The 19294-nt window shown below is 70.2% G+C and carries 15 protein-coding genes; 9 read left to right on the top strand and 6 right to left on the bottom strand.

The window, feature by feature from the left end:
- Positions 1-65 precede the first annotated feature (65 nt).
- From ACWDKQ_RS09180 to ACWDKQ_RS09165, 4 genes are all read right to left on the bottom strand, one after another.
- Positions 66-602: an NUDIX hydrolase gene (locus ACWDKQ_RS09180; protein WP_450138238.1), complete on the bottom strand. Its 537-nt coding sequence runs from the start codon at positions 600-602 to the stop codon at positions 66-68.
- Positions 599-1942 carry a coenzyme F420-0:L-glutamate ligase gene (locus ACWDKQ_RS09175; RefSeq protein WP_450138237.1) on the bottom strand — a complete coding sequence of 448 codons (1344 nt, stop codon included), beginning with the start codon at positions 1940-1942 and terminating at the stop codon, positions 599-601. Before ACWDKQ_RS09175 ends, ACWDKQ_RS09180 begins: the two co-directional genes overlap by 4 nt.
- Positions 1939-2931 (bottom strand): 2-phospho-L-lactate transferase, encoded by a 993-nt coding sequence (gene cofD, locus ACWDKQ_RS09170; RefSeq protein ID WP_450138236.1) that lies wholly within the window; start codon positions 2929-2931, stop codon positions 1939-1941. The genes ACWDKQ_RS09175 and cofD overlap by 4 nt, the downstream gene beginning before the upstream one ends.
- A 181-nt stretch (positions 2932-3112) precedes the next feature.
- The gene (locus ACWDKQ_RS09165; protein ID WP_450138235.1) at positions 3113-3874 is read right to left on the bottom strand and encodes a site-2 protease family protein; all 762 of its coding nucleotides are present in this window, start codon (positions 3872-3874) and stop codon (positions 3113-3115) included.
- A 488-nt stretch (positions 3875-4362) separates the two neighbouring features.
- On the opposite strand from ACWDKQ_RS09165, the gene ACWDKQ_RS09160 reads away from it, so the two are divergent.
- Both ACWDKQ_RS09160 and ACWDKQ_RS09155 read left to right on the top strand, forming a co-directional pair.
- Entirely contained in the window at positions 4363-4677 is a 315-nt protein-coding gene (locus ACWDKQ_RS09160; protein ID WP_044577168.1) for a WhiB family transcriptional regulator, read from the top strand.
- Between the two features lie 117 nt (positions 4678-4794).
- Entirely contained in the window at positions 4795-7914 is a 3120-nt protein-coding gene (locus ACWDKQ_RS09155; RefSeq protein ID WP_450138234.1) for a glycosyltransferase, read from the top strand.
- Between the two features lie 201 nt (positions 7915-8115).
- Here the strand turns inward: ACWDKQ_RS09155 and ACWDKQ_RS09150 are convergent, their stop codons facing one another.
- A complete protein-coding gene (locus tag ACWDKQ_RS09150; RefSeq protein ID WP_450138233.1) occupies positions 8116-8589 on the bottom strand; it encodes a metallopeptidase family protein in 474 nt (157 codons plus the stop codon).
- Between the two features lie 320 nt (positions 8590-8909).
- Here ACWDKQ_RS09150 and ACWDKQ_RS09145 point away from each other — a divergent pair, with 320 nt between their 5' ends.
- The 7 genes from ACWDKQ_RS09145 (at position 8910) to ACWDKQ_RS09115 (ending at position 16154) form a co-directional block, all read left to right on the top strand.
- Complete coding sequence (locus ACWDKQ_RS09145; protein ID WP_083822372.1) at positions 8910-9269, top strand: DUF3499 domain-containing protein; 360 nt, start codon at positions 8910-8912, stop codon at positions 9267-9269.
- Between the two features lie 107 nt (positions 9270-9376).
- The gene (locus tag ACWDKQ_RS09140; protein ID WP_450138232.1) at positions 9377-10726 is read left to right on the top strand and encodes a phosphomannomutase/phosphoglucomutase; all 1350 of its coding nucleotides are present in this window, start codon (positions 9377-9379) and stop codon (positions 10724-10726) included.
- A 59-nt stretch (positions 10727-10785) separates the two neighbouring features.
- Complete coding sequence (locus tag ACWDKQ_RS09135; protein WP_450138231.1) at positions 10786-11001, top strand: Trm112 family protein; 216 nt, start codon at positions 10786-10788, stop codon at positions 10999-11001.
- 5 nt (positions 11002-11006) lie between these two features.
- Positions 11007-12086, top strand: a complete 1080-nt coding sequence (locus tag ACWDKQ_RS09130) for a hypothetical protein (protein WP_450138230.1) — start codon at positions 11007-11009, stop codon at positions 12084-12086.
- Between the two features lie 102 nt (positions 12087-12188).
- On the top strand, positions 12189-13445 hold the full coding sequence (gene manA / locus ACWDKQ_RS09125; protein ID WP_450138229.1) for a mannose-6-phosphate isomerase, class I: 1257 nt from the start codon (positions 12189-12191) through the stop codon (positions 13443-13445).
- A 112-nt stretch (positions 13446-13557) separates the two neighbouring features.
- Positions 13558-14481 carry a cation diffusion facilitator family transporter gene (locus ACWDKQ_RS09120; protein ID WP_450138228.1) on the top strand — a complete coding sequence of 308 codons (924 nt, stop codon included), beginning with the start codon at positions 13558-13560 and terminating at the stop codon, positions 14479-14481.
- A gap of 134 nt (positions 14482-14615) precedes the next feature.
- A complete protein-coding gene (locus tag ACWDKQ_RS09115; protein WP_450138227.1) occupies positions 14616-16154 on the top strand; it encodes an amino acid permease in 1539 nt (512 codons plus the stop codon).
- 398 nt (positions 16155-16552) lie between these two features.
- On the opposite strand, the gene ACWDKQ_RS09110 is transcribed toward ACWDKQ_RS09115, so the two are convergent.
- Positions 16553-19282: a hypothetical protein gene (locus ACWDKQ_RS09110; RefSeq protein WP_450138226.1), complete on the bottom strand. Its 2730-nt coding sequence runs from the start codon at positions 19280-19282 to the stop codon at positions 16553-16555.
- Between the last annotated feature and the right edge of the window lie 12 nt (positions 19283-19294).

The following is a 19294-nucleotide window of genomic DNA, read 5'->3' as shown; positions in this document are numbered from 1 at the left end:
TTGGGCGATATAGCCGCGATATAGCCCCAAAAGCACTCACAGTCGTTTACCTGGCACCCCCTGAATTACCCGCGGGCTTGGGCTGCGGTGATCAGGGGGCCGAGGTCGGTTTCTTCGGGGAGCGCGTTCACCGGCCACCAGCGGAGGTCGAGGGACTCGTCGCTGCGGGCCGGTTCCGCGCCTTCCGGGGCCCGCACGATGAAGCGCACGTCGAAGTGGCGGGTCGGCTTGCCCAGCGAGCAGGTGATCGGGTGCACGTCCAGGTGCACCGGCTCCGGGTCCACGACCAGACCGCCCACACCGGATTCCTCGGTCGCCTCGCGCAACGCGGCACCCGCCAGCGACATGTCCTCCGGCTCGCAGTGGCCGCCGAGCTGCAACCACATGCCCACCCGTGGGTGCAGCGTGAGCAGCACGTTCTCGCCCTCGGCGTCGAACAGCACGGCCGACGCCGTCACGTGGCCCGGCTCGCACGCCCGCAGGCAGGCGTCCTCGCGCGCGTCCAGCAAGGTCAGGAAGCAATGACGCAGTGCCTCCTGCTGCGGATCGTCCGGTCGCCACTCGCCGAGCACGCGCAGCGCGTCCGCGTGAAGTCCGCTCACAGCTCCAACAATCCGTCGTCGAGATCCCGCGGCTCCCGGGGGCCGGCGACGGGCTCCGCGGCATGGCCCACCGCCACCGCGCCCAACGGCTCCCAAGATTCGGGCAGGTCGAGCGAGGCCCGCACGACTTCCGGGCAGAACAGCGTCGAGGACACCCAGCACGAGCCGAGCTCCTCGGCCGCCAGCGCGACCAGCAAGCCCTGCACCGCCGCGCCGCCGGCGACGGTGAACATCTGCCGCTCCGCCTCGGTGCGCTTCGGGTCGGGGTAGTCGTGCGAGCCCTCGCGGACCAGGAACGGCAGCACCAGCTCCGGCGCCGCGTAGAGCAGATCGCCGCGCCCGACCCGGCGCTGCGCCGCCTCCTCGGAGATGCCGTCGGCGCGCAGGTCTTCCAGCCAGGCGGTGCGCATCGCGTCCAACAGTTTCGTCCGAAGTGGACGATCGCGCAGCCAGACGAACCGGACCGGGCGGGTGTGATGCGGCGCGGGTGCGGTCAGCGCGGCACCGACGGCGCGGCGTATCGCGTCGGCGTCCACGAGGGTATCGGCGAACGAACGCACCGAGCGGCGTAACAGCACCGCCTCGCGGCGACCCTGCGCCAGCGCTTCCGCCGTGCCCATCCGGAACAGGTCTTCTTCGACGGGACGCACCAGATCGCGGGCACTCGACCCGTCGGCGGTGGTGGACATCCCGCGCACCACGGCGACCGGGACCGCCCCCAGCTTGCCCTTGACCAGGTCGGCCGCCCCGGCGATCTCGTCGGCCACCGCGACCTCGGTTACCGCCAGCTCGTTGCCCTGCGAATCGGTGGCGCCCGCGTAGCGGTGCAGCACGCGCAGACCGGCGGCGCCGATCGCCACATCGGTCTGCCCGACCCGCCAGGCGCGGCCCATCGTGTCGGTCACCACGACCGCGACCTGTACGCCGAGGCGCTCGGCTAGCCCGGCGCGCAGCTTGCGCGCGGACTCATCCGGGTCTTCCGGCAGCAGCGCGATCTGGTCCAGCGCGACGTTCGAGGCGTCGACGCCCGAGGCCGCCTGCACGATGCCTAGCTTGTTCTGGGTGATCATGAACCGCTCGCGGCGCGCCAGCACGTGGGTGGCCTCAGCCAGCACCAGCTCGCGGCGCAGCTTGTCGCGCAGTTCCGGGTCGCGGGGCGCTGACACCATCCGGCCCTCGACCTTCGATACCACCTTGCTGGTGACCACCACGACATCGCCGTCGCTGAGCCATGGGGCGGCGGCCGCGATCGATGCGGCCAGGTCGTCGCCCGGTCCGAACTCGGGCAGCCCCCCCACCGCGAACAGCTGCAACCCACCCGCGGCCGCGTGATCCTTCATCGCCCCTCCTGGGCAAGGTCGAAAGCCGCCTGCACCATCGCGGCGGTGGCGTCCACATCGGACATCAACAGCGGCACCGCGCGAACCCGCACTCCGGCGACGTCGGCCTCGTCTCCGGAGTGCACCAACCAGCCATCCAGGATGCCCTCGTCGCCCTGCCGGGAGCCGTAGTACCGACCGACCGCCTCGGCGGTGCTGTCCACCCCGATCGCGGTCAGGCACGCGTCCGCCATGCCCCGCAACGGCCGACCGCCGATGATCGGCGACAGCCCCACCACCGGCGCGGAGGTCTCCCGCAGCGCGGCGCGCAAGCCCGGCACCGCGAGCAATGTTCCGATGCTGACCACCGGGTTCGACGGCGCCAACAGCACAACGTCCGCCTGCGCGATCGCGTCCAGCACGGCTGGCGTCGGCTTCGCCTCGTCCGCTCCCACCGGCACGATCGCATGCGCTTTCGGCTCCGCGCGGTAGCGCACCCACCACTCCTGGAAGTGCACCGCCCGCTGGTCGCCGTGCTCGGGGGCGTCGATCGCGACGTGCGTCTCGACCCGCTCGTCGGTGACCGGCAACAACCGGACCCCAGGCCGCCAGCGGACGCACAGCGCCTCGGTCACAGCCGACAGCGAGTAGCCCGCGCGCAGCATTCGCGACCGCACCAGGTGGGTGGCGATGTCGCGGTCACCGAGCCCGAACCAGGTCGGCTCGGCGCCGTAGGCCGCCAACTCCTCCTTGACCGACCAGGTCTCGTCGACCCGGCCCCAACCCTTCTCGGTGTCGATGCCGTCGCCGAGGGTGTACATGCACGTGTCGAGGTCGGGGCAGACCCGCAGCCCGTGCATCCACGCGTCGTCGCCCACGTTGACCACCGCGGTGACCTCGTGCTCGGACTCCTGCTGCGGTTCGCCGGTCGCGGGCAAGCCCAACGCCGCTTTGACCCCGAGCAGGAACCGTGCGCCGCCGACACCGCCGACCAGAACTACGACCTTCACGGCCCCGATCCTCGCACGTCCGCCGAACCCGACGGTGAGAACCTCGATGTCTGCTAGGTCACTGCGCGGCTGCTGCTGATCGCAGCTCTCCGACGCAGACGGTGGGCTCCGCCTGGACGGGCCGGTGCGTGCTTTGGGCTCTACGGCACCCGAAAGCGCTCACGACCGGCTGGGCGGACGATCACAAGAAACCGAAGATGCTGCGGAACATTCCTTGACCAACGAGGGCCTGGAGCGCGTCGCCGCCGGCGAGGCCGAACACGAAGTAGGCGAGCCCGAAGAACGCCCTGCCGACGAACGGCACCCCGATCAGCAGCAGGAACAGCACCAGCGGCGCCCACGGCCGCGCCTTCTCGCCGAACTGCCGGGCCGGACCGGACAGCCACGGCTCGATCGCGCCGTACCCGTCCAGGCCGGGGATCGGCAGGATGTTCAGCACGAACGCGATCACCTGCAGGAAGGCCAGGTAGGACAAGCCCGCCGACAAGGCGGTCGGCATCGTAGGCACGACGGCCACGGCGATCGAGATCAGCAGGCCCAGCACCAGGTTCGTCAGCGGCCCGGCCAATGACACCATCGACTCGGTGCGTCGAGACCGCAGCGCGTGGTGGTTGATCCACACCGCGCCGCCCGGCAGCGGGATGCCGCCGAGGGCCACGAACAGCAGCGGCAGCACGATGCTCAGGACCGGGTCGGTGTAGCGCCGGGGGTCCAGCGTCAGGTAGCCCTTCGCGCGCACCGACCAGTCGCCGCCGCGGAATGCGGTGATCGCGTGGCCGAATTCGTGCAGGCACAACGAGGAGGCCCAGCCGCCGAGCACGATCAGCACCACACCGCCGACCTGGGCGGCGTTGTTCTCCAGCGTGGCGAGCACGCCGCCGAGCACGGTCAAGCCGACGAGGCCGAGGAACAGGGGGCTTACGCGCACAGCGGATTTGGTCACGCCTCCAGTGTCCACGAACAATTCGGTGGCCGTCCGGGCTTGTGCCCCGGCGAAGATGATGTTCGGGTGGTATTCATGATCTTGGGGGTTTTGACGGTGCTGCACAAGGAGTACCGGCGATGCGCCGAATGAGCGCATCCCCGAGGCGGAGAGGGATGTCCCCCTACGGAAGGTCTCCGCTTGACCGCAAGGAGCTACACGGGTGTAATCACAGCAGTGTCATTCGTCGCTGAATGATCGTTCCTCGGGTGGAAGCCGGTTGGATGGTTGTGGCGGCGGCCGATCGGGTACGGGAGATCCGGTCGGGCACCGGTCGATCGAGGCGCCGCCGGCGGTGAGAGGCAGGCGGTGTGGCCGATCGGCGACGGCACCGCCGCCGTCGAAGCGCGGAGTCCCCGCAGCGGGGATCGGCGACCTGTGAGCAGGAGTGCGTCCTGTTCCGGCCCTGGGGAGGGCCGGTGGGAACGGGAGAAATCGGGGGACCAACGATGTGGGAATCAGGAGATAGCCGCCTCGCGGAGCGTGGGGACGCCACCGCAGTGGAACTCGACGTCCTGGCCGAGCTGTTCGAGGCGACGGACGAAGAACAGGAATGGCAGGAGCGCGCGTTGTGCGCGCAAACCGATCCGGAGGCGTTCTTCCCGGAAAAGGGCGGCTCGACCCGGGAGGCCAAGCGCATCTGCGCGGGCTGCGAAGTTCGCTCCGAATGCCTGGAGTACGCGCTGCAGCACGACGAGCGCTTCGGCATCTGGGGCGGACTGTCCGAAAGGGAACGCCGGAAGCTCAAGCGTCGCGCGGTCTGACCGGTCGCGCCTCGCCGGCGGCGGTTCCGCTGCGACCACCAGCGCAAGCCCACCCAGTGAACGCTGTTTCATTCGGGGGGTTTTCTTCCGCTCCTGGTGCATTACCGTTCAGCGGTAGTGGATCAGTTAGCGGGAGGCATTTTGGTCGCGCCGGTGCTGGCGGTGTTGGTCTGTCACGACGGGGAGACGTGGCTGCCGGAGGTCTTCGCGGCACTGGGCGACCTGACGGAACGACCGCAACACGTGGTGGCCGTCGACACCGGCTCGAAGGACCGCACCCCGGAACTGCTCGCGCGGGCGCGCACGGATCGCGTCGTCGACGATGTGCTCACGATGTCGTGCGAAACCCAGTCCGGCGCCGCCATCGCGGAAGCGTTGGCGTACGCGACGAAGAGGTGGGCCGATCCGGGGCGCTGGTTGTGGCTGTTGCACGACGATTCCGCACCCGAACCGGAGTGCCTGGAGCATTTACTGCGAGCTGCCGAGGAAGATTCGTCCGCCGCGCTGCTCGGCCCGCTCGGGTTGGACTGGGCGGATCCCCGGCTGGTGGTGGATGCGGGCCTGAGCACCGATGCGTCCGGGCATCGGCAGACCGGCATCGGACGGTCCGAACTGGACCCCGAGCTGCTCGGCAGCGCGCCACCGGCGTCCGGTGCGCTGGCGGTGGCGACGGCCGGTGCGCTGGTGCGGCGCGATGTCTTCGAGCAGCTCAAAGGTTTCGACCTCGATCTCGCCGACAACGCGGACATCGACCTGGGTTGGCGGATCAACCTGGACGGGCACGGCGTCCGGTGGGTTCCCGCCGCGCGGATGCGGCATGCGGTCGCGAGGCGCGGTTCCCGGGCAGGGGAGCGCGCCGACCAGGTCCGCACGTTCCTGGTCAACGCTGGGATGCGGGCGTTCTTGCTCGGCCTGCCGCGACTGTTCCTCCTGACGTTGTTGCGGATGTGCGGTTTCGCGGCTCTGCGGCGGTGGAGCGAGTCGGGCGCCGAGCTCACGGTGTTGCGCGGATTGCTCGGCGGGCGGCTGAACCTACTGAAAGGAAGGGCTGCGCGCGCCGCGACGATCTCCGTCCGGCACGGCGTCCGCGGCCTGTTCACGAGTCGGTTGGCGCGGCTGCGGAACTCGGCGCGTGCCGCGTTCGAGGGTTTGGTCCGTGAACGGGTGCGGCGGGACCTGGCCTTGGGACGGGAACCGGAAGGCTGGCGGATCAAGGCCGTTGCAGAAGCGCCGCCGCAGATTGCGAAGCCAGGACGGTCGGGGCTGGTCGTAGTGCCGGCGCCGGAGACAGGGGCGCCGAAGCCGTCGCCGTCGAAGCGGGACGCGGCGCGGCCGGATCTGCTGCTCGTTCCGGTCGACCGCTGGCGGGTGCTGCGCGAGCTGCTGCTGACGCCGCCCGTGGTGCTCGCGGTCCTGCTGGCGGTATTCGCCTTGTTCACCAATGGATTGCTCGCGGACCGGTTCGGGGCCGGCCTGCAAGGCGGCAGGTTGCTGCCGGTGGCAGATCTGGCGACGACGTGGCGCGACTACCTGGCGGCCTGGCATCCGGTCAACGGTGGCACCGGCGCGCCAGCGTCCCCGTCGCTGCTGGTGCTGGCGTTGTTCGGCACCGTCCTAGGTGGACCGTCGGTGGTGGTGTCGGTCCTGCTGCTGTTCGGTGCTCCGCTCGCGGGCTTGAGCGCTTACCTGGCGGCACGTGCGATTCCGGTGTCTCGACTGCGGCGAGCCCTCGCAGCCGGTGCTTACGCCTTGCTGCCCGCGGCGTCGCTTTCCGCTGGGCAAGGGCGTTTGGACGTGGTGGTCGCGCACATCCTGGTGCCGCTGCTGCTGGCCGGGATCGCCTCATTGGTCGGGCGGTCCGACGGGCATTGGTTGGGCATGGCGTGCCTGACCGCATTGGGCCTCGCGGCCTTGGGTGCGTTCGCGCCGCTGCTGCACATCGCGTTGGTCGTGTTCGCTCTGCTTGCTTTCGTCCTTTTGCCCAGCCAAGGGCAGCGTGATCGACGCCGGGTGGCCGGGCTGATGGCGGTGGCGCTGCTGTCCTTCGCGTGCCTGCTGCCGTGGCCTTCCGTCCTGCTGCGCGACCCGAAGATGGCGTTGCACGGGATCGGTGCGCGGGTCACCGAAGATCCGGCCGGGGCCTGGCTGTTGGCATTGAGCCCGGACGGATCACCGGCGAGCCTGGTCGGCGCGTTGTTCGTCCTCGCTGCCGTCGTCGCGTTGGTCACGGCCTGGTCCCCGCGGATGCTGCCGGGGGCGGCCGTCGCGATCTTCGGTTGGGCGCTGGCGGCTTTGGTGGACAATGTTCCCGCTCAACCGATCACCGGCGTCGTGAGCACGACCGGCTGGACCGGTGGGCCGCTGGTGATCGTCGCGGCCGGGTGCGGCTGGATCGTGCTGGTGGCCCGGAAGCCGCGCGTGCCCGGCAAGATCCTGCTGCCAGTGCTGGCCGTCGGCCTGCTTGGCCTGGCGACCAGCGCCGCGTTCGCCACGATCGGCGGGCCGCTGCGCGTTCAGCGCAACACCGCCGCGGATCTGCCTGGTTCGCTGCTGATCCTCGATCCCAGCCCGCAGCCCGCACGGCTCGTGGACGGCACCGGGCCCCGCTTCGGCGACGACGACCTCGCGTCGGTCGGCACGGCTGTCGACTGGCTCCGCCAGGTCGACGACGACCTGCAGTCCGGCGACGCCGCGCGAGTGCGCGGCGCGCTCGCGGCCACGGCGGCTCGCGGCACCGGATTCATCGCGGTTCCGGCCGACTCCCGGATCCCGGAGCTCTCCGGCGGCCTGGCCACCGAGCACGAACGGCTGCCCGACGGACGGCGCGTCCTGAAGTTGCAGATGCCGAGCAGCCAGGTGGAGCTGCTCGGGCCGGACCTCGCGCGGCAGGCTCGAACTGAGCCTGCCCCGACACCAGAGGCGAGGCCGTTGCCGGTCGCCGCCGAGCTGCCGCTGTTCACGGTCCAGGTGTCCGAGGGCGGTGCCGGTCGGGCGCTGGTCCTCGGCGCGGAGAACGAGCCCGGCTGGTACGCCCGGATCGACGGGCGGCCGTTCCCGCTGGCCACCGCATGGGGCCACCAGGTGGCGATCCCGCTGCCGGGGAACGCGGCCGAAGTCCAGGTCGGCTACACCGAGACCCCCCGCACGGCGCTGCTGGGCCTGCAGTTGGCGTTCATCCTGTTTACCGTCATCGCGGCGCTCCCCGAACGCCGCCGGACTCGATCCGGGAACAGCTGACGCGCGGAGGATTCCTGTTTTCACCTGAACTCGGCGTTGTGACGTCGCAGCGCCCGCTGGCGATTCCGCCCGCTGCCTGGCGCTTTCGGCTCGTGTCAGACGGCGGCTCGCTCGTCGGTGCCCGGGATCTTGGCCGTGCTGAGCAGGTGGGCCAGCTCCGGATCTGGGCTCTAGGTGCCCATCACCGCCGGAAGTCGATGGTCACTGGCCTTCGATAACGTCGGGGTCCAGCCCGAGGTAGGTCGCGACCTGCTCGACGAGCACGTCGTGCAGCAGGTCCGCCATGTCCGTGCCGTCGCGCGCCCGTGCTTCCAACGGCCGCCGGTACAGCACGATGCGCGCACGGGTTGGCAGCCCGCGCCGGTCGACGCCCGCCGGGACGAGCCGGGCCAGCGGCACGTTGGCGTCGACCACCACATCGTCGTCCCAGACCAGCTTCTCCGGGATGGTGCTGGTGATCTCGGGCACCTCGTCGACGGCGACGTCGAGCTGGGCCAGCTCGGCATGCCAGCGCTGCTCGATCGGTTCGAGGGCCTCCAGCACCAGCGCATCGAACCGCTGCGAGCGGCTGCGCGATACCGGAACCGAAGACGGGTACAGCGGTCCGCGCAGCCCACGGCCCCGCCGGTCCCGGCGGAAGCGGCTTCGACGCAGAGATCCACGTGCGGTCACCACGGGCCGAGGGTACGCCTTCGGCCGTCAAGGTCGGGACAAGCGTCAGGGGATTCGGTGCCTGTCTCCCGACTCACTCCGCGTGACCGCCCCGACGGGAGCAGTGGCCGCCCTGTCCAGGCATAAACCGGGATCACGTGGCCGGTGCGAAGCCGTTCGACCGGCGGGCCCCCGACCTCCTCCCGCCAGCCCGGAACAACCACCGCGACCCGGACTGTTCGCGCAGAGCAGACAGGACGGAGACAGGTGCCAGCGGCGCCTATCGCGAGAGGTTTCCGCGTGCCTTCGCCGCGCGCCGGAACGGGGGCGCTATCGTGCGTGTCGTGCGGAGCGTGAGGCGTTGCTCGCGGACCGGGTGTACCAACCCGGCCGTCGCCACGCTCACTTATGCCTACGCGGACTCCACTGCGGTCGTCGGCCCCCTGGCCACCTACGCCGAGCCCCACAGCTACGACCTGTGCGAAGCGCACGCGTTGCGGCTCACCGTGCCGAAGGGCTGGGAGGTCGTGCGGCACGAAGGCGAGTTCGCGCCACCAGAGCCCTCCGATGACGACCTGACCGCGCTCGCCGAGGCGGTGCGAGAGGCCGGTCGCCCGGACCGGCCGGTCGAGGCCCAGGGCCTCACTCCGGGCGGGAGCCGCCGCGGACACCTGCGGGCGCTTCCCGATCCGATCGACGAATGAATAGATCGTGACGAACGACTTGCGCGGGCCAACTTGGCTCCACCGGGCACTCGATCGCCGGTAGGCTTCGGACCACGTCGTCGGACGCGAAACGGGGAGGGTGCAGCGTGCGAGACCTGTCGGGGATCGTCAAGGCCTACGACATCCGGGGCGTGGTCGGCGACGGCTTGGACGCCGGCGTGGTCCGGGAGATCGGCGCCGCTTTCACCCGGCTCGTCGGTGGCCCGGCGGTGATCATCGGGCACGACATGCGGGAATCCTCACCGGGGTTGGCTGCGGCGTTCGCCGAAGGCGTCACCGGGCAGGGCGTCGATGTGATCAACATCGGCCTGGCGAGCACCGACATGCTGTACTTCGCCTCTGGTCGGCTGGACCTGCCCGGCGCGATGTTCACCGCCAGCCACAACCCGGCCCGCTACAACGGCATCAAGTTGTGCCGCGCCGGGGCCGCCCCGGTCGGCCAGGACAGCGGCCTGTCCGAGATCCAGGAGCTGGTCGCTCACGGCGTGCCGGAGTTCCTGGGGGCGAAGGGCACCGCCACGCAGCGGGACCTGGTCGACGAATACGCCGCCTTCCTGCGCGAACTCGTCGACATCAGCGGTATCCGCCCGCTGAAGGTCGTAGTAGACGCCGGCAACGGGATGGGCGGGCACACGGTCCCGACCGTCTTCGTCGGCCTGCCGATCGAGCTCGTGCCGATGTACTTCGAGCTGGACGGAACCTTCCCCAACCACGAGGCCAACCCGCTGGACCCGGCGAACCTGGTCGACCTGCAGGCCAAGGTCCGCGAGGTCGGCGCCGACGCCGGGCTGGCCTTCGATGGCGACGCCGACCGCTGCTTCGTGGTCGACGAGCGCGCCGAATCGGTCTCGCCGAGCGCGATCACCGCGCTGGTCGCCGTCCGGGAACTGGCCAAGGAGCCCGGCGGGACGATCATCCACAACCTGATCACTTCCAAGGTCGTGCCCGAGATCGTCGCCGAGTACGGCGGCAAGCCGGTGCGGACCCGCGTCGGGCACTCGTTCATCAAGCAGACGATGGCCGAGTCCGGGGCGATCTTCGGCGGGGAGCACTCCGCCCACTACTACTTCCGCGACTTCTGGCGCGCCGATTCCGGCATGCTCGCCGCGCTGCACGTGCTCGCCGCGCTCGGTGGCCAGGACAAGCCACTGTCGGAGCTGATGGCCGACTACTCGCGGTACGCCGCCTCCGGCGAGATCAACTCCACGGTCGACGACCAGCAGGGCCGGATGCGCGCCGTCGCAGCGGCCTTCAGCGACCGCAATGGCGCTCGTGTGGACGAGCTCGACGGGCTTACCGTGGAGCTGTCGGACGGCTCGTGGTTCAACTTGCGCCCGTCCAACACCGAACCGCTGCTCCGGCTCAACGTCGAGGCGAGGGACACTGACGCGATGGCCGCGCTGCGCGATGAGGTGCTGGCGATCGTCCGCGGATGACGTCCTTGCGGTCGGAGTGCGTGCCCGCGAGGTCGGTGCGGGTGAGTTTGGGAGGAAAAGTGGCCGTTGACCTGCAACCACAGCTGTTGGAGATCCTGGCTTGCCCGTGCCCTGAGCACGCGTCGCTGCGGCCGGGCCTGGAGGAGGACGCGCAGGCCGACTACCTGACCTGTACCTCCTGCGGCCGCGGGTTCCCCGTCCGGGACGGGATTCCGGTGCTGCTGCTGGAAGAGGCCGTCGGGGGCCCGGCCCCGGTCGCTGCCGGGGAGGGGTGACGTTCGTGCTGGACGACAGTCTCTTCGACGATCCGGCCAGGTTGGCCGACGTGGACTCCGGTGGCCTGCTGCGGCTCGCCGCCCTCTCCGGAGCGCAGGTCCGAGCCGCGCTGGAGACCGCGCGCGAGGTAGGGCTCGACGACCTCGCGGACGGTCGCCCGCGCGCCGTAGTGCTGCTGGCGCGGCCGGGCGTGGGGTCGGCCGTCTGCAGCCTGCTAGTCGCCCTCGCCGGGCCGCGCTGCCCGGTTCCGATGGTGATCGCCGAAGCCGTCCCGGCATGGGTCGGCGCGTTGGACGTCGTCTTCGCGCACACCGACGACGTCGGCGATGCGGTGCTGGCCGAATCGGTCTCGGTGGCCTGTCGCCGCGGCGCGACGGTCGTGCTCGCGGTCCCGGCGAACGGTCCGGTCGCCGCCGCTGGTGCGGGCCGCGCGAAGGTGTTCCCGCCGCGCATCCCGGTGCCGCCGGCGCTGTCGTTCGCACATGTCTTCGCGGCCGGGCTCAACACGCTCGGCGCCCTCGGGCTGCTGCGCTTCGACGCCGAGCACCTGGCCGACGTGCTCGACCGGGAAGCCGAACGCGCACACCCGAGCCACGAGTCGTTGATCAACCCCGCGAAGTCGCTGGCGTTGCGCCTGGCCGACCGCACCCCGCTGCTCTGGGGCCTCGACCCGGTATCCACGGCAGTCGCCGCGCACGGCGCGTTCGCACTCGGCTGCCACGCCGGAGTGCCCTGCGACGTCGCCGACTATCCGCAGGCGGTCACCGAGCGGGCGCTGCACCGAGCCGCTGCGGCGGTCGGATCCGAGGCGGACCTGTTCGCCGACCCCGAAGACACCCCTGGTGCTCTGCTGCGCGTGTTCCTGGTCAGCGCGCGGCACGACGCACACGGGGAGGCCATCGAACGAGCCGCTGTGCGCGACTTGCCCAGCGCGGACCTCATCACGCCCGGCGAGTCGGTGAGCGACGACGCCGTGCTGCGGTCCGCAGCGCTGGCCGCCCGGTTCGACCTGGCCGCTGTTTACCTGGGGTTGGCCGCCGGAACTTTGAACGGGCCAGGCTGGCCGGCGTTGGCGATGCAATGAGGGAAAGTTCGGGGGGATGCCCCGATGCCGCCCGCCGGTCCGGCGCGGTGTGCTAGGCGTCGAGCACGGGCAGACGCGAGGAAGAGGAAGCGAGAAACGACTGTGGAGCTACTGCGGAACGCGGTGCGCCCCTATGCGTGGGGCTCGCGTACCGCTATTGCTGATCTGCTCGGTCGGCCTGTCCCGGCACCGCACCCCGAAGCCGAGCTGTGGATAGGCGCCCACCCGGGAGATCCGTCGCGGGTGGTCCGGTCCGACGGGGAAGAGGTGTCGCTGCTGTCCCTGTTGGACAGCGACCCTGCGCACCACCTGGGCCCGGAGTGCGTGGGCCGGTGGGGCGGCCGGTTGCCGTTCCTGCTCAAGGTGCTCGCGGCCGACGAGCCGCTGAGCCTGCAGGCGCACCCGTCGGCGGCGCAGGCCGCAGAAGGTTTCCGCCGGGAAGAAGAAGCGGGCATCGCCCGCAACGCCCCCAACCGCAATTACCCGGACTCCACCGCGAAACCCGAGCTGATTTGCGCGTTGACCGAGTTCCACGCACTAGCCGGGTTCCGCGACGCGCAACTCACCGTGCGGCTGCTGGACGAACTGGCCGTGCCCAGCCTGCGCGCCCACCGCGAGCTGATCGCCGCGCAACCCGATGCAGACGGGCTGCGCGCCCTGTTCACGACCTGGATCACGCTCCCCGAGCACTACCTGCGGGAAGTTGTGCCGGACCTGCTGGACGCCTGCGTGGCGCACGTGCGCGGCCCCGGCGAGTTCGCCCTCGAATGCCGGACTGTGCTCGAACTCGGCGAGGCTTACCCGAACGATGCCGGGGTGCTGGCCAGCTTGCTGCTGAACCGGCTCGTGCTCCAGCCGGGCGAGGCGATCTTCCTGCCCGCCGGGAACCTGCACGCCTACCTGCAAGGCACCGGCATCGAGATCCTGGCCAACTCCGACAACATCCTGCGCTGCGGCCTGACGCCCAAGCACGTCGACGTCCCGGAGCTGCTGCGGGTGCTGGATTTCGCCTGCGGCAACATGCGGGTGCTCAAGGGCGAGTCGCTGGACGCCAACCTGACCGCCTACCGGACCCCAGCCGCCGAGTTCGAGCTGTCCAGATTGGACTGGACCCCGGCCGAATCCGGCCCGGTCCGGCTGGATTCCGCCGGGCCGCAGATCCTGCTGTGCACCAGGGGAAGCGTCCGGCTGACCAGCGGCGCGCACGGCGGCAACGGGTCGTTGCCGCGCGAACTGGTGCTGGAACGCGGGCACTCGGTGTGGCTGGCGGCGTCCGACCCCGCCGTGCAGGTGCACCCCGTCGAGCTCGACGCCGACGGCAACGCCCAAGTCTTCCGCGCCGCCGCGGGCACGTTCTGAAACCCCGCGTTTCCGCGGACTCGATCCCCCGCGCGGGAAGCAGCGGGTAGATTTCTTCCGTCATCGGGCCGGGCATCGGCCCGCTTTCGCATACCGAATCGGGAGAAACATCGTGTCAGCAGGAGGCGGGACCAAGGCCATCGTGGCCGCGCTGGCCGCCAACGCGGGCATCGCCGTCGCCAAGTTCGGCGGGTTCCTGTTCACCGGGTCCTCGTCGATGCTGGCGGAATCGGTGCACTCGCTCGCCGACACCTCGAACCAGGGCCTGTTGCTGCTGGGGCAGAAGACCTCGCGGCGCAAACCCACCGAGGAGCACCCCTTCGGGTACGGGCGGGACCGCTACTTCTACTCGTTCGTCGTCGCGCTGCTGCTGTTCAGCCTGGGCTCGGTGTTCGCGCTCTACGAGGGCATCCACAAGGTCCAGCACCCCGAGCCGCTGGAGTCGGCGTGGGTGGCGGTGGTCATCCTGCTGATCGCGATCGGCCTGGAGTCCTTCAGCTTCATCACGGCGATCAAGGAATCGAAGGCGCTCAAGGGCGGGCTGTCCTGGTGGCAGTTCATCCGGCAGGCCAAGACCCCGGAGCTACCCGTGGTGCTGCTGGAGGATTTCGGCGCGCTGATCGGTCTGGTACTCGCACTCGGCGGCGTCGGGCTCACCGTGCTGACCGGCAACCCGGTGTGGGACGGCATCGGCACCGTGTGCATCGGCCTCCTGCTGGGGGGGATCGCGATCGTGCTGATCGTCGAGACGAAGAGTCTGCTCATCGGCGAGGGCGCCGCCCGCGACGTGCTCGACGAGATCGTGGCGCAGCTCGAGTCCGAGCGCGTCGAGAAGGTCATCCACATCCGCACCCAGTACCTCGGTCCGGACGAGTTGCTGATCGCCGCCAAGATCGGCCTCTCCCCGTCGTTGTCGGTGCGGGAGGTGGCCGCCGAGATCGACGGTGCCGAGGCGAGGATCAGGGCGAAGGTGCCCGCGGCGCACCTCATCTACCTCGAACCGGACTTGGAACGGGGCCGGGCTACGACCGGGTGAATCCCATCTGCATGATGGAGACGCATCACAAAGCGTTAACGAATCGGGTGCCGGACTCAAGTCAGCGAGTACCGATCGAGAGATTCCGGGGTTAAGGTGCGATCCACAATTTGGGATTACTGAGGGAGGCGACAGTGCCAGGCACTGGGCTGTGGCGAACCAAGTCGGTCGAACAATCCATTCTGGATACCGACGAACCGGACACCAAGCTACGAAAGAACCTCGGCACCTGGGACCTGATCGTCTTCGGCGTGTCCGTGGTCATCGGTGCCGGCATCTTCACCCTCGCCGCGAGAACCGCAGGCGATGTCACTGGTCCTTCGGTATCACTCGCGTTCGTGCTCGCGGCGATCGCCTGCGGGTTGGCGGCGCTGTGCTACGCCGAGTTCGCATCCACCGTTCCGGTCGCGGGCAGCGCGTACACGTACTCCTACGCCACGTTCGGCGAGTTCATTGCCTGGATCATCGGCTGGGACCTGATCCTGGAGTTCGCCGTCGCGGCGGCCGCGGTGGCCAAGGGCTGGTCGATCTACCTGGAGCAGGTGCTCAAGCTGATCGGCATCGAAGTGCCCACGGTGCTGCCGCTCGGGCCGCTGCAGTTCGACTGGGGCGCCGTGCTGCTCACGGTGGTGCTGTGCACCCTGCTGGCCGTCGGCACGAAGCTGTCGGCACGCGTCAGCCTCGTGATCACGCTGATCAAGGTGGCCGTGGTGCTGCTGGTCATCGTGGTCGGCCTGGCCTACATCAACGCGTCGAACTACACCCCGTTCGTCCCGCCGGCGCAGACCGCCACGGAGGACAGCCCGAAGCTGGAGCAGTCGCTGCTGTCGTTGATCCTCGGCGGCGAGACCAGCACCTACGGCGTCTTCGGCCTGCTGGCAGCGGCATCGCTGGTGTTCTTCGCGTTCATCGGCTTCGACATCGTGGCCACCACCGCTGAGGAGACCCGCAACCCGCAGAAGATGGCGCCGCGCGGCATCCTCGGAAGCCTGGCGATCGTCACCGTGCTCTACGTCGCGGTCGCGATGGTGGTCACCGGCATGGTGCCTTACACCGACCTCGCCACGGCCGAGGACGGCACCCGCTCCACGCTGGCCACGGCGTTCGCCCAGCACGGCATTACCTGGGCGGCGACGATCATCGCGGTCGGTGCCCTAGCCGGTCTGACCACGGTCGTCATGGTGCTGCTGCTGGGGCAGACCCGTGTGCTGTTCGCGATGTCCCGCGACGGCCTAGTGCCGCGCGGCCTGGCCAAGACCGATCCGAAGACCGGCACCCCGGTCCGGGCGACAGTGCTGGTCGGTGTGGTCGTGGTCGTCGCGTCCGGGTTCTTCCCAGCGGACAAGCTGGAAGAGATGGTCAACGTCGGCACGCTGTTCGCCTTCGTGCTCGTCTCTCTCGGCGTGATCGTGCTCCGCAGGACCCGGCCCGACCTGCCGCGCGGATTCCGCGCCCCGCTCGTGCCGTTCGTGCCGATCCTGGCGGTCATCTCCTGCATCTGGCTGATGCTGAACCTGACCGCGCTGACCTGGGTCCGGTTCGTGGTCTGGATGGCCGCTGGCGTGGTGATCTACTTCCTGTACAGCCGCAGCCACTCGCGGCTGGGTCAACGTCAGGCCGACGAGGTGGCCGCGGGGGGCGCGGTGTCCCGCGACGTGGATTCGACCGAGTAGAGCAGCGATGCGCTGATTGATCGAAGCGGCGCCGCCCCACGAGGGCGGCGCCGCTTTTTCGTATTTCATTCGAACTGATGTTCACCTGACTGAGTGGTGACCTTCAGGTCTCGGGCCTGGATCATGGGATGCATGACATCGAAATCAGCTGTGACCAGGAACGTTCACTCCGCCGCGCGCTCGTCCAGCAGGGCGGAGGGAGTTGGGTGGAGGACAGGCGCGGGCCCTGATGGCTGCTTCGCGCGCGCCGAGTTTGCGCGTGAGGCGAGGTCTTCGGGTGGACCGCCGCCGAGGTGGTCCATGCCTGGAGGCGGCCCTCCGCCAGGCATAGAGCGTGGTGTGCTGTCGTGGTGGCCCCTCGGACGCCCAACGTCCGGTGGTCAGCGGTCCGACGCTGCTCAGCGATCGGAGGAGCGCAGCGCCATGCCGCGTTCCCACGGGGCAGTACGGCCGCGGGGTTCGGTGATCTCTGGTGGCACCGACGGCTCCGGTCGGGGCTTCGCATCCTGCTGCCGCGGCACCACTGCGGTGGCCCGCGCCCGCTCGTCGACCCGAGTCGTCTCCGTCTCCTCGTCGTCGACCGGTTTGCGGGCCAATTCCTCGACGGTCTCGCCGAGGGACCCGCCGTCACCGCCCTGCGCCGTAAGGTGAGGTGCCTTCGGCGTGCTGGCCGGAGCCTGCGTCGTGGCCGGGACCTGCGTCGCGGCCGGGACCTGTGCCGGGGTCGGGGTCTGCGGTCGTAGCGGCAGAGCGGCCCCGCGGACCGGGGTTTCCAAGCCTGCTGCCATCGCGACGGCGCGGTCCCATTCCGGGTCGCCGCTGTAGTCAGTGTGCCCGAGCACGCCGGGAACCCAGCGGCGGCAGGAGAACGGGCCGCGCTGCGGGTCCGGGAGCCAGTGGTCGCTGCCGAGCACCAGAGCGCCGGTCGGTCCGCGAGTGGCGGCTGGCAGTGGCCCCTCGGTGCCGTCGGCCCGGAGCCCGACCCCGATCAGCATGCCGTCGTATACCTGCCGGTTCCAGGTGGTCACGGCGCCGCCGATCGGGTCGGTGCCGCGGCACAGCGAGCGCCAGCGACCGCCGAGCGCGCCGGCGAGGTCGCGCAACGACGCGTGCGGCACCACGCCGGGGAACGCGCGCGGGTACGCCCACTGGAGTTGAGAGCCCGCGGTCACCAGTCCGACCCGTTCGCGGTCGGCCTCGGGCAGCGACTCCAGCAGCCGGGCGGTCGCGACGGTCGCGAGCAGGCTGCCCTGGCTGTGCCCGACGAGCACCACGCGGGTGTTCGGGTCGGTGAGGTGCTCGGTGGCGCGGGCGGCGAGTTCGGGGATCACCTTCAGCGCGTAGCACGGTGGCACCACGGGATGCGCCTCGCGCGGCCAGAACAGGGCCAGATCGCAGAGCACGCCGAGGTAGCGGGCCGTGTCGCGCTTGGTGGCGGCCAGGTACACCATCCGCAGCAACCCGACGGCGAGCGTCGCTAGCGCGGCGACCCCCACTCCGACCAGCCAGCCATACCAGGCGAAGCCCGGCAATTCAGCAACCCGCGCCACCAGGGCCAACGCGGCGCTGACCGCCAGCACCCCAGCGATCACGAGGAGGACGAGATGTGAATAGCGGCGCTGCAGGTCCGCCCACTTCCAAGCGTTGGCCGCCGCGCGCTGGTCAGCAGGCCGACCGGCGTGCAGCAGGGCGACCTCGTCGGGGATCGAGTCGTCGGCTCCCAAGGAACCGTCCGGGCCGTCCCCGCCGGGACCGTCGTTGTCGGTGCGTCCCGCGCGCCACTGCTTCACCAGCATCCACGGGGTTCCGATGATCGCGGCAGCCAGGAGGAGCACGGCGGTCGTGCCCCAGAAGATCGTCACGTCGTCGTACGCGGCGGGCAGGAGCAGCACCGGGTCGCCGGGGTCGTGCGAGGCGGAGAGCGCTTTGCTCACGCTCAGCCCGAGGCCCGCGCCGAACCCGTTGCCGAGCATGCACGCGACCATCAGTACTGGAGCGGCCATCCAGCCGCCGGCCCATGGGCGGAGCCTGGGCGGGCAAGCCTTCCAGCCGGGCCGTGCCAGCAGTGCGACGGGCGCGAGCAGGACGGCCACCGCCAGGCAGGTGATCACCAGCGCGCCGGTGATCGCGTCGATCGTGGCGCCCGAGCCCGGCAGCTCGCCCGCCAGAGGTCCGGGGAGGAACGCGACCGAGCACAGCAGCACTACGCCGGTGGAGATCAGTGCGCGGCGCGGAGTGCGACTGAGAACGCTCCGAAGCGTCTTCTCTTTACCGTCGAGGTGCATTCGGGCCGGGTCGTCGAGCGCGACGGTTCCGATCACGGCGATGGCGAGCAGTGCTGCGGCGACTAGCCAACGCGGATCGGCGCTGATCGCGAACGGCCCACCGAGCGCGACCAAAGCCACTGTGGACAGTGCGGCGACGATGTGCAGTGCGCGCAGTGCGGGGGTGTCCGGGTCAGCGACGACATTCGCGCCGGGCAGCATCGGTGCTCGGGCCGAGTACTGCGGTTTGTCGTTCTTCGGCGCGGATACCTGCCATGACACAGTGGACAATCGATACATGAGGAGGATCACGAGCCCAACAGGCAGCAGGCCGGCCGAGGAGCGCAGGATGTCGATGTGCCGGACGGCCTCGGGGACGAACTCCATGCATGGCACACCGGGCTGGAGGCATTGCGCGGCGACCAGGTCCAGGGTGACGACCGTCAGCTGAGCTACGAACAGCATCGTCAGCAGTACGGCGGAGAGCCGGAGCAGCGCGCGTAGCGCGGACGAGAGCGCGCCGCTTAGCGGGTTGCCGGAGTTGGCCGGCGGCAACATCCAGTGGGCCATGTTGGCCAGCGCGAACGGGAACAGCAGGGCCCAGGTCGCCTTGGCCAGGCCGCCGGAGGTCATGCCACCCCAGACGTAGCCTTCGACGATGCGGGGCACCGAGCGGTCTCCGGCCGACAGCATCGGTCCGGGAACGGGACGGCGCAGCCGGTCGGCCGGGCGCATGATGCGACCCATGCCGTCGCCGGCGACGTCCACCGAGGCCACCGAATCGGTCAGCTCGTTGCCCGTAGTGCCGAGGATGCCGTGTACCCGCAGCTCGACGACGCGGGTGTCGGGCCCGGGTATTTGCACTGGATCCTCCCG

The organism is Saccharopolyspora sp. NPDC000995 (genome assembly GCF_053599315.1).
This window is presented reverse-complemented; position numbering and strand designations above follow the sequence as displayed.

What these genes read in the sequence shown, in the direction of transcription:
- ACWDKQ_RS09160 (WP_044577168.1), top strand. Translation starts at nt 4,363, where the DNA reads ATGTGGGAATCAGGAGATAGCCGCCTCGCGGAGCGTGGGGACGCCACC.
- ACWDKQ_RS09175 (WP_450138237.1), bottom strand. Translation starts at nt 1,942, where the DNA reads ATGAAGGATCACGCGGCCGCGGGTGGGTTGCAGCTGTTCGCGGTGGGG.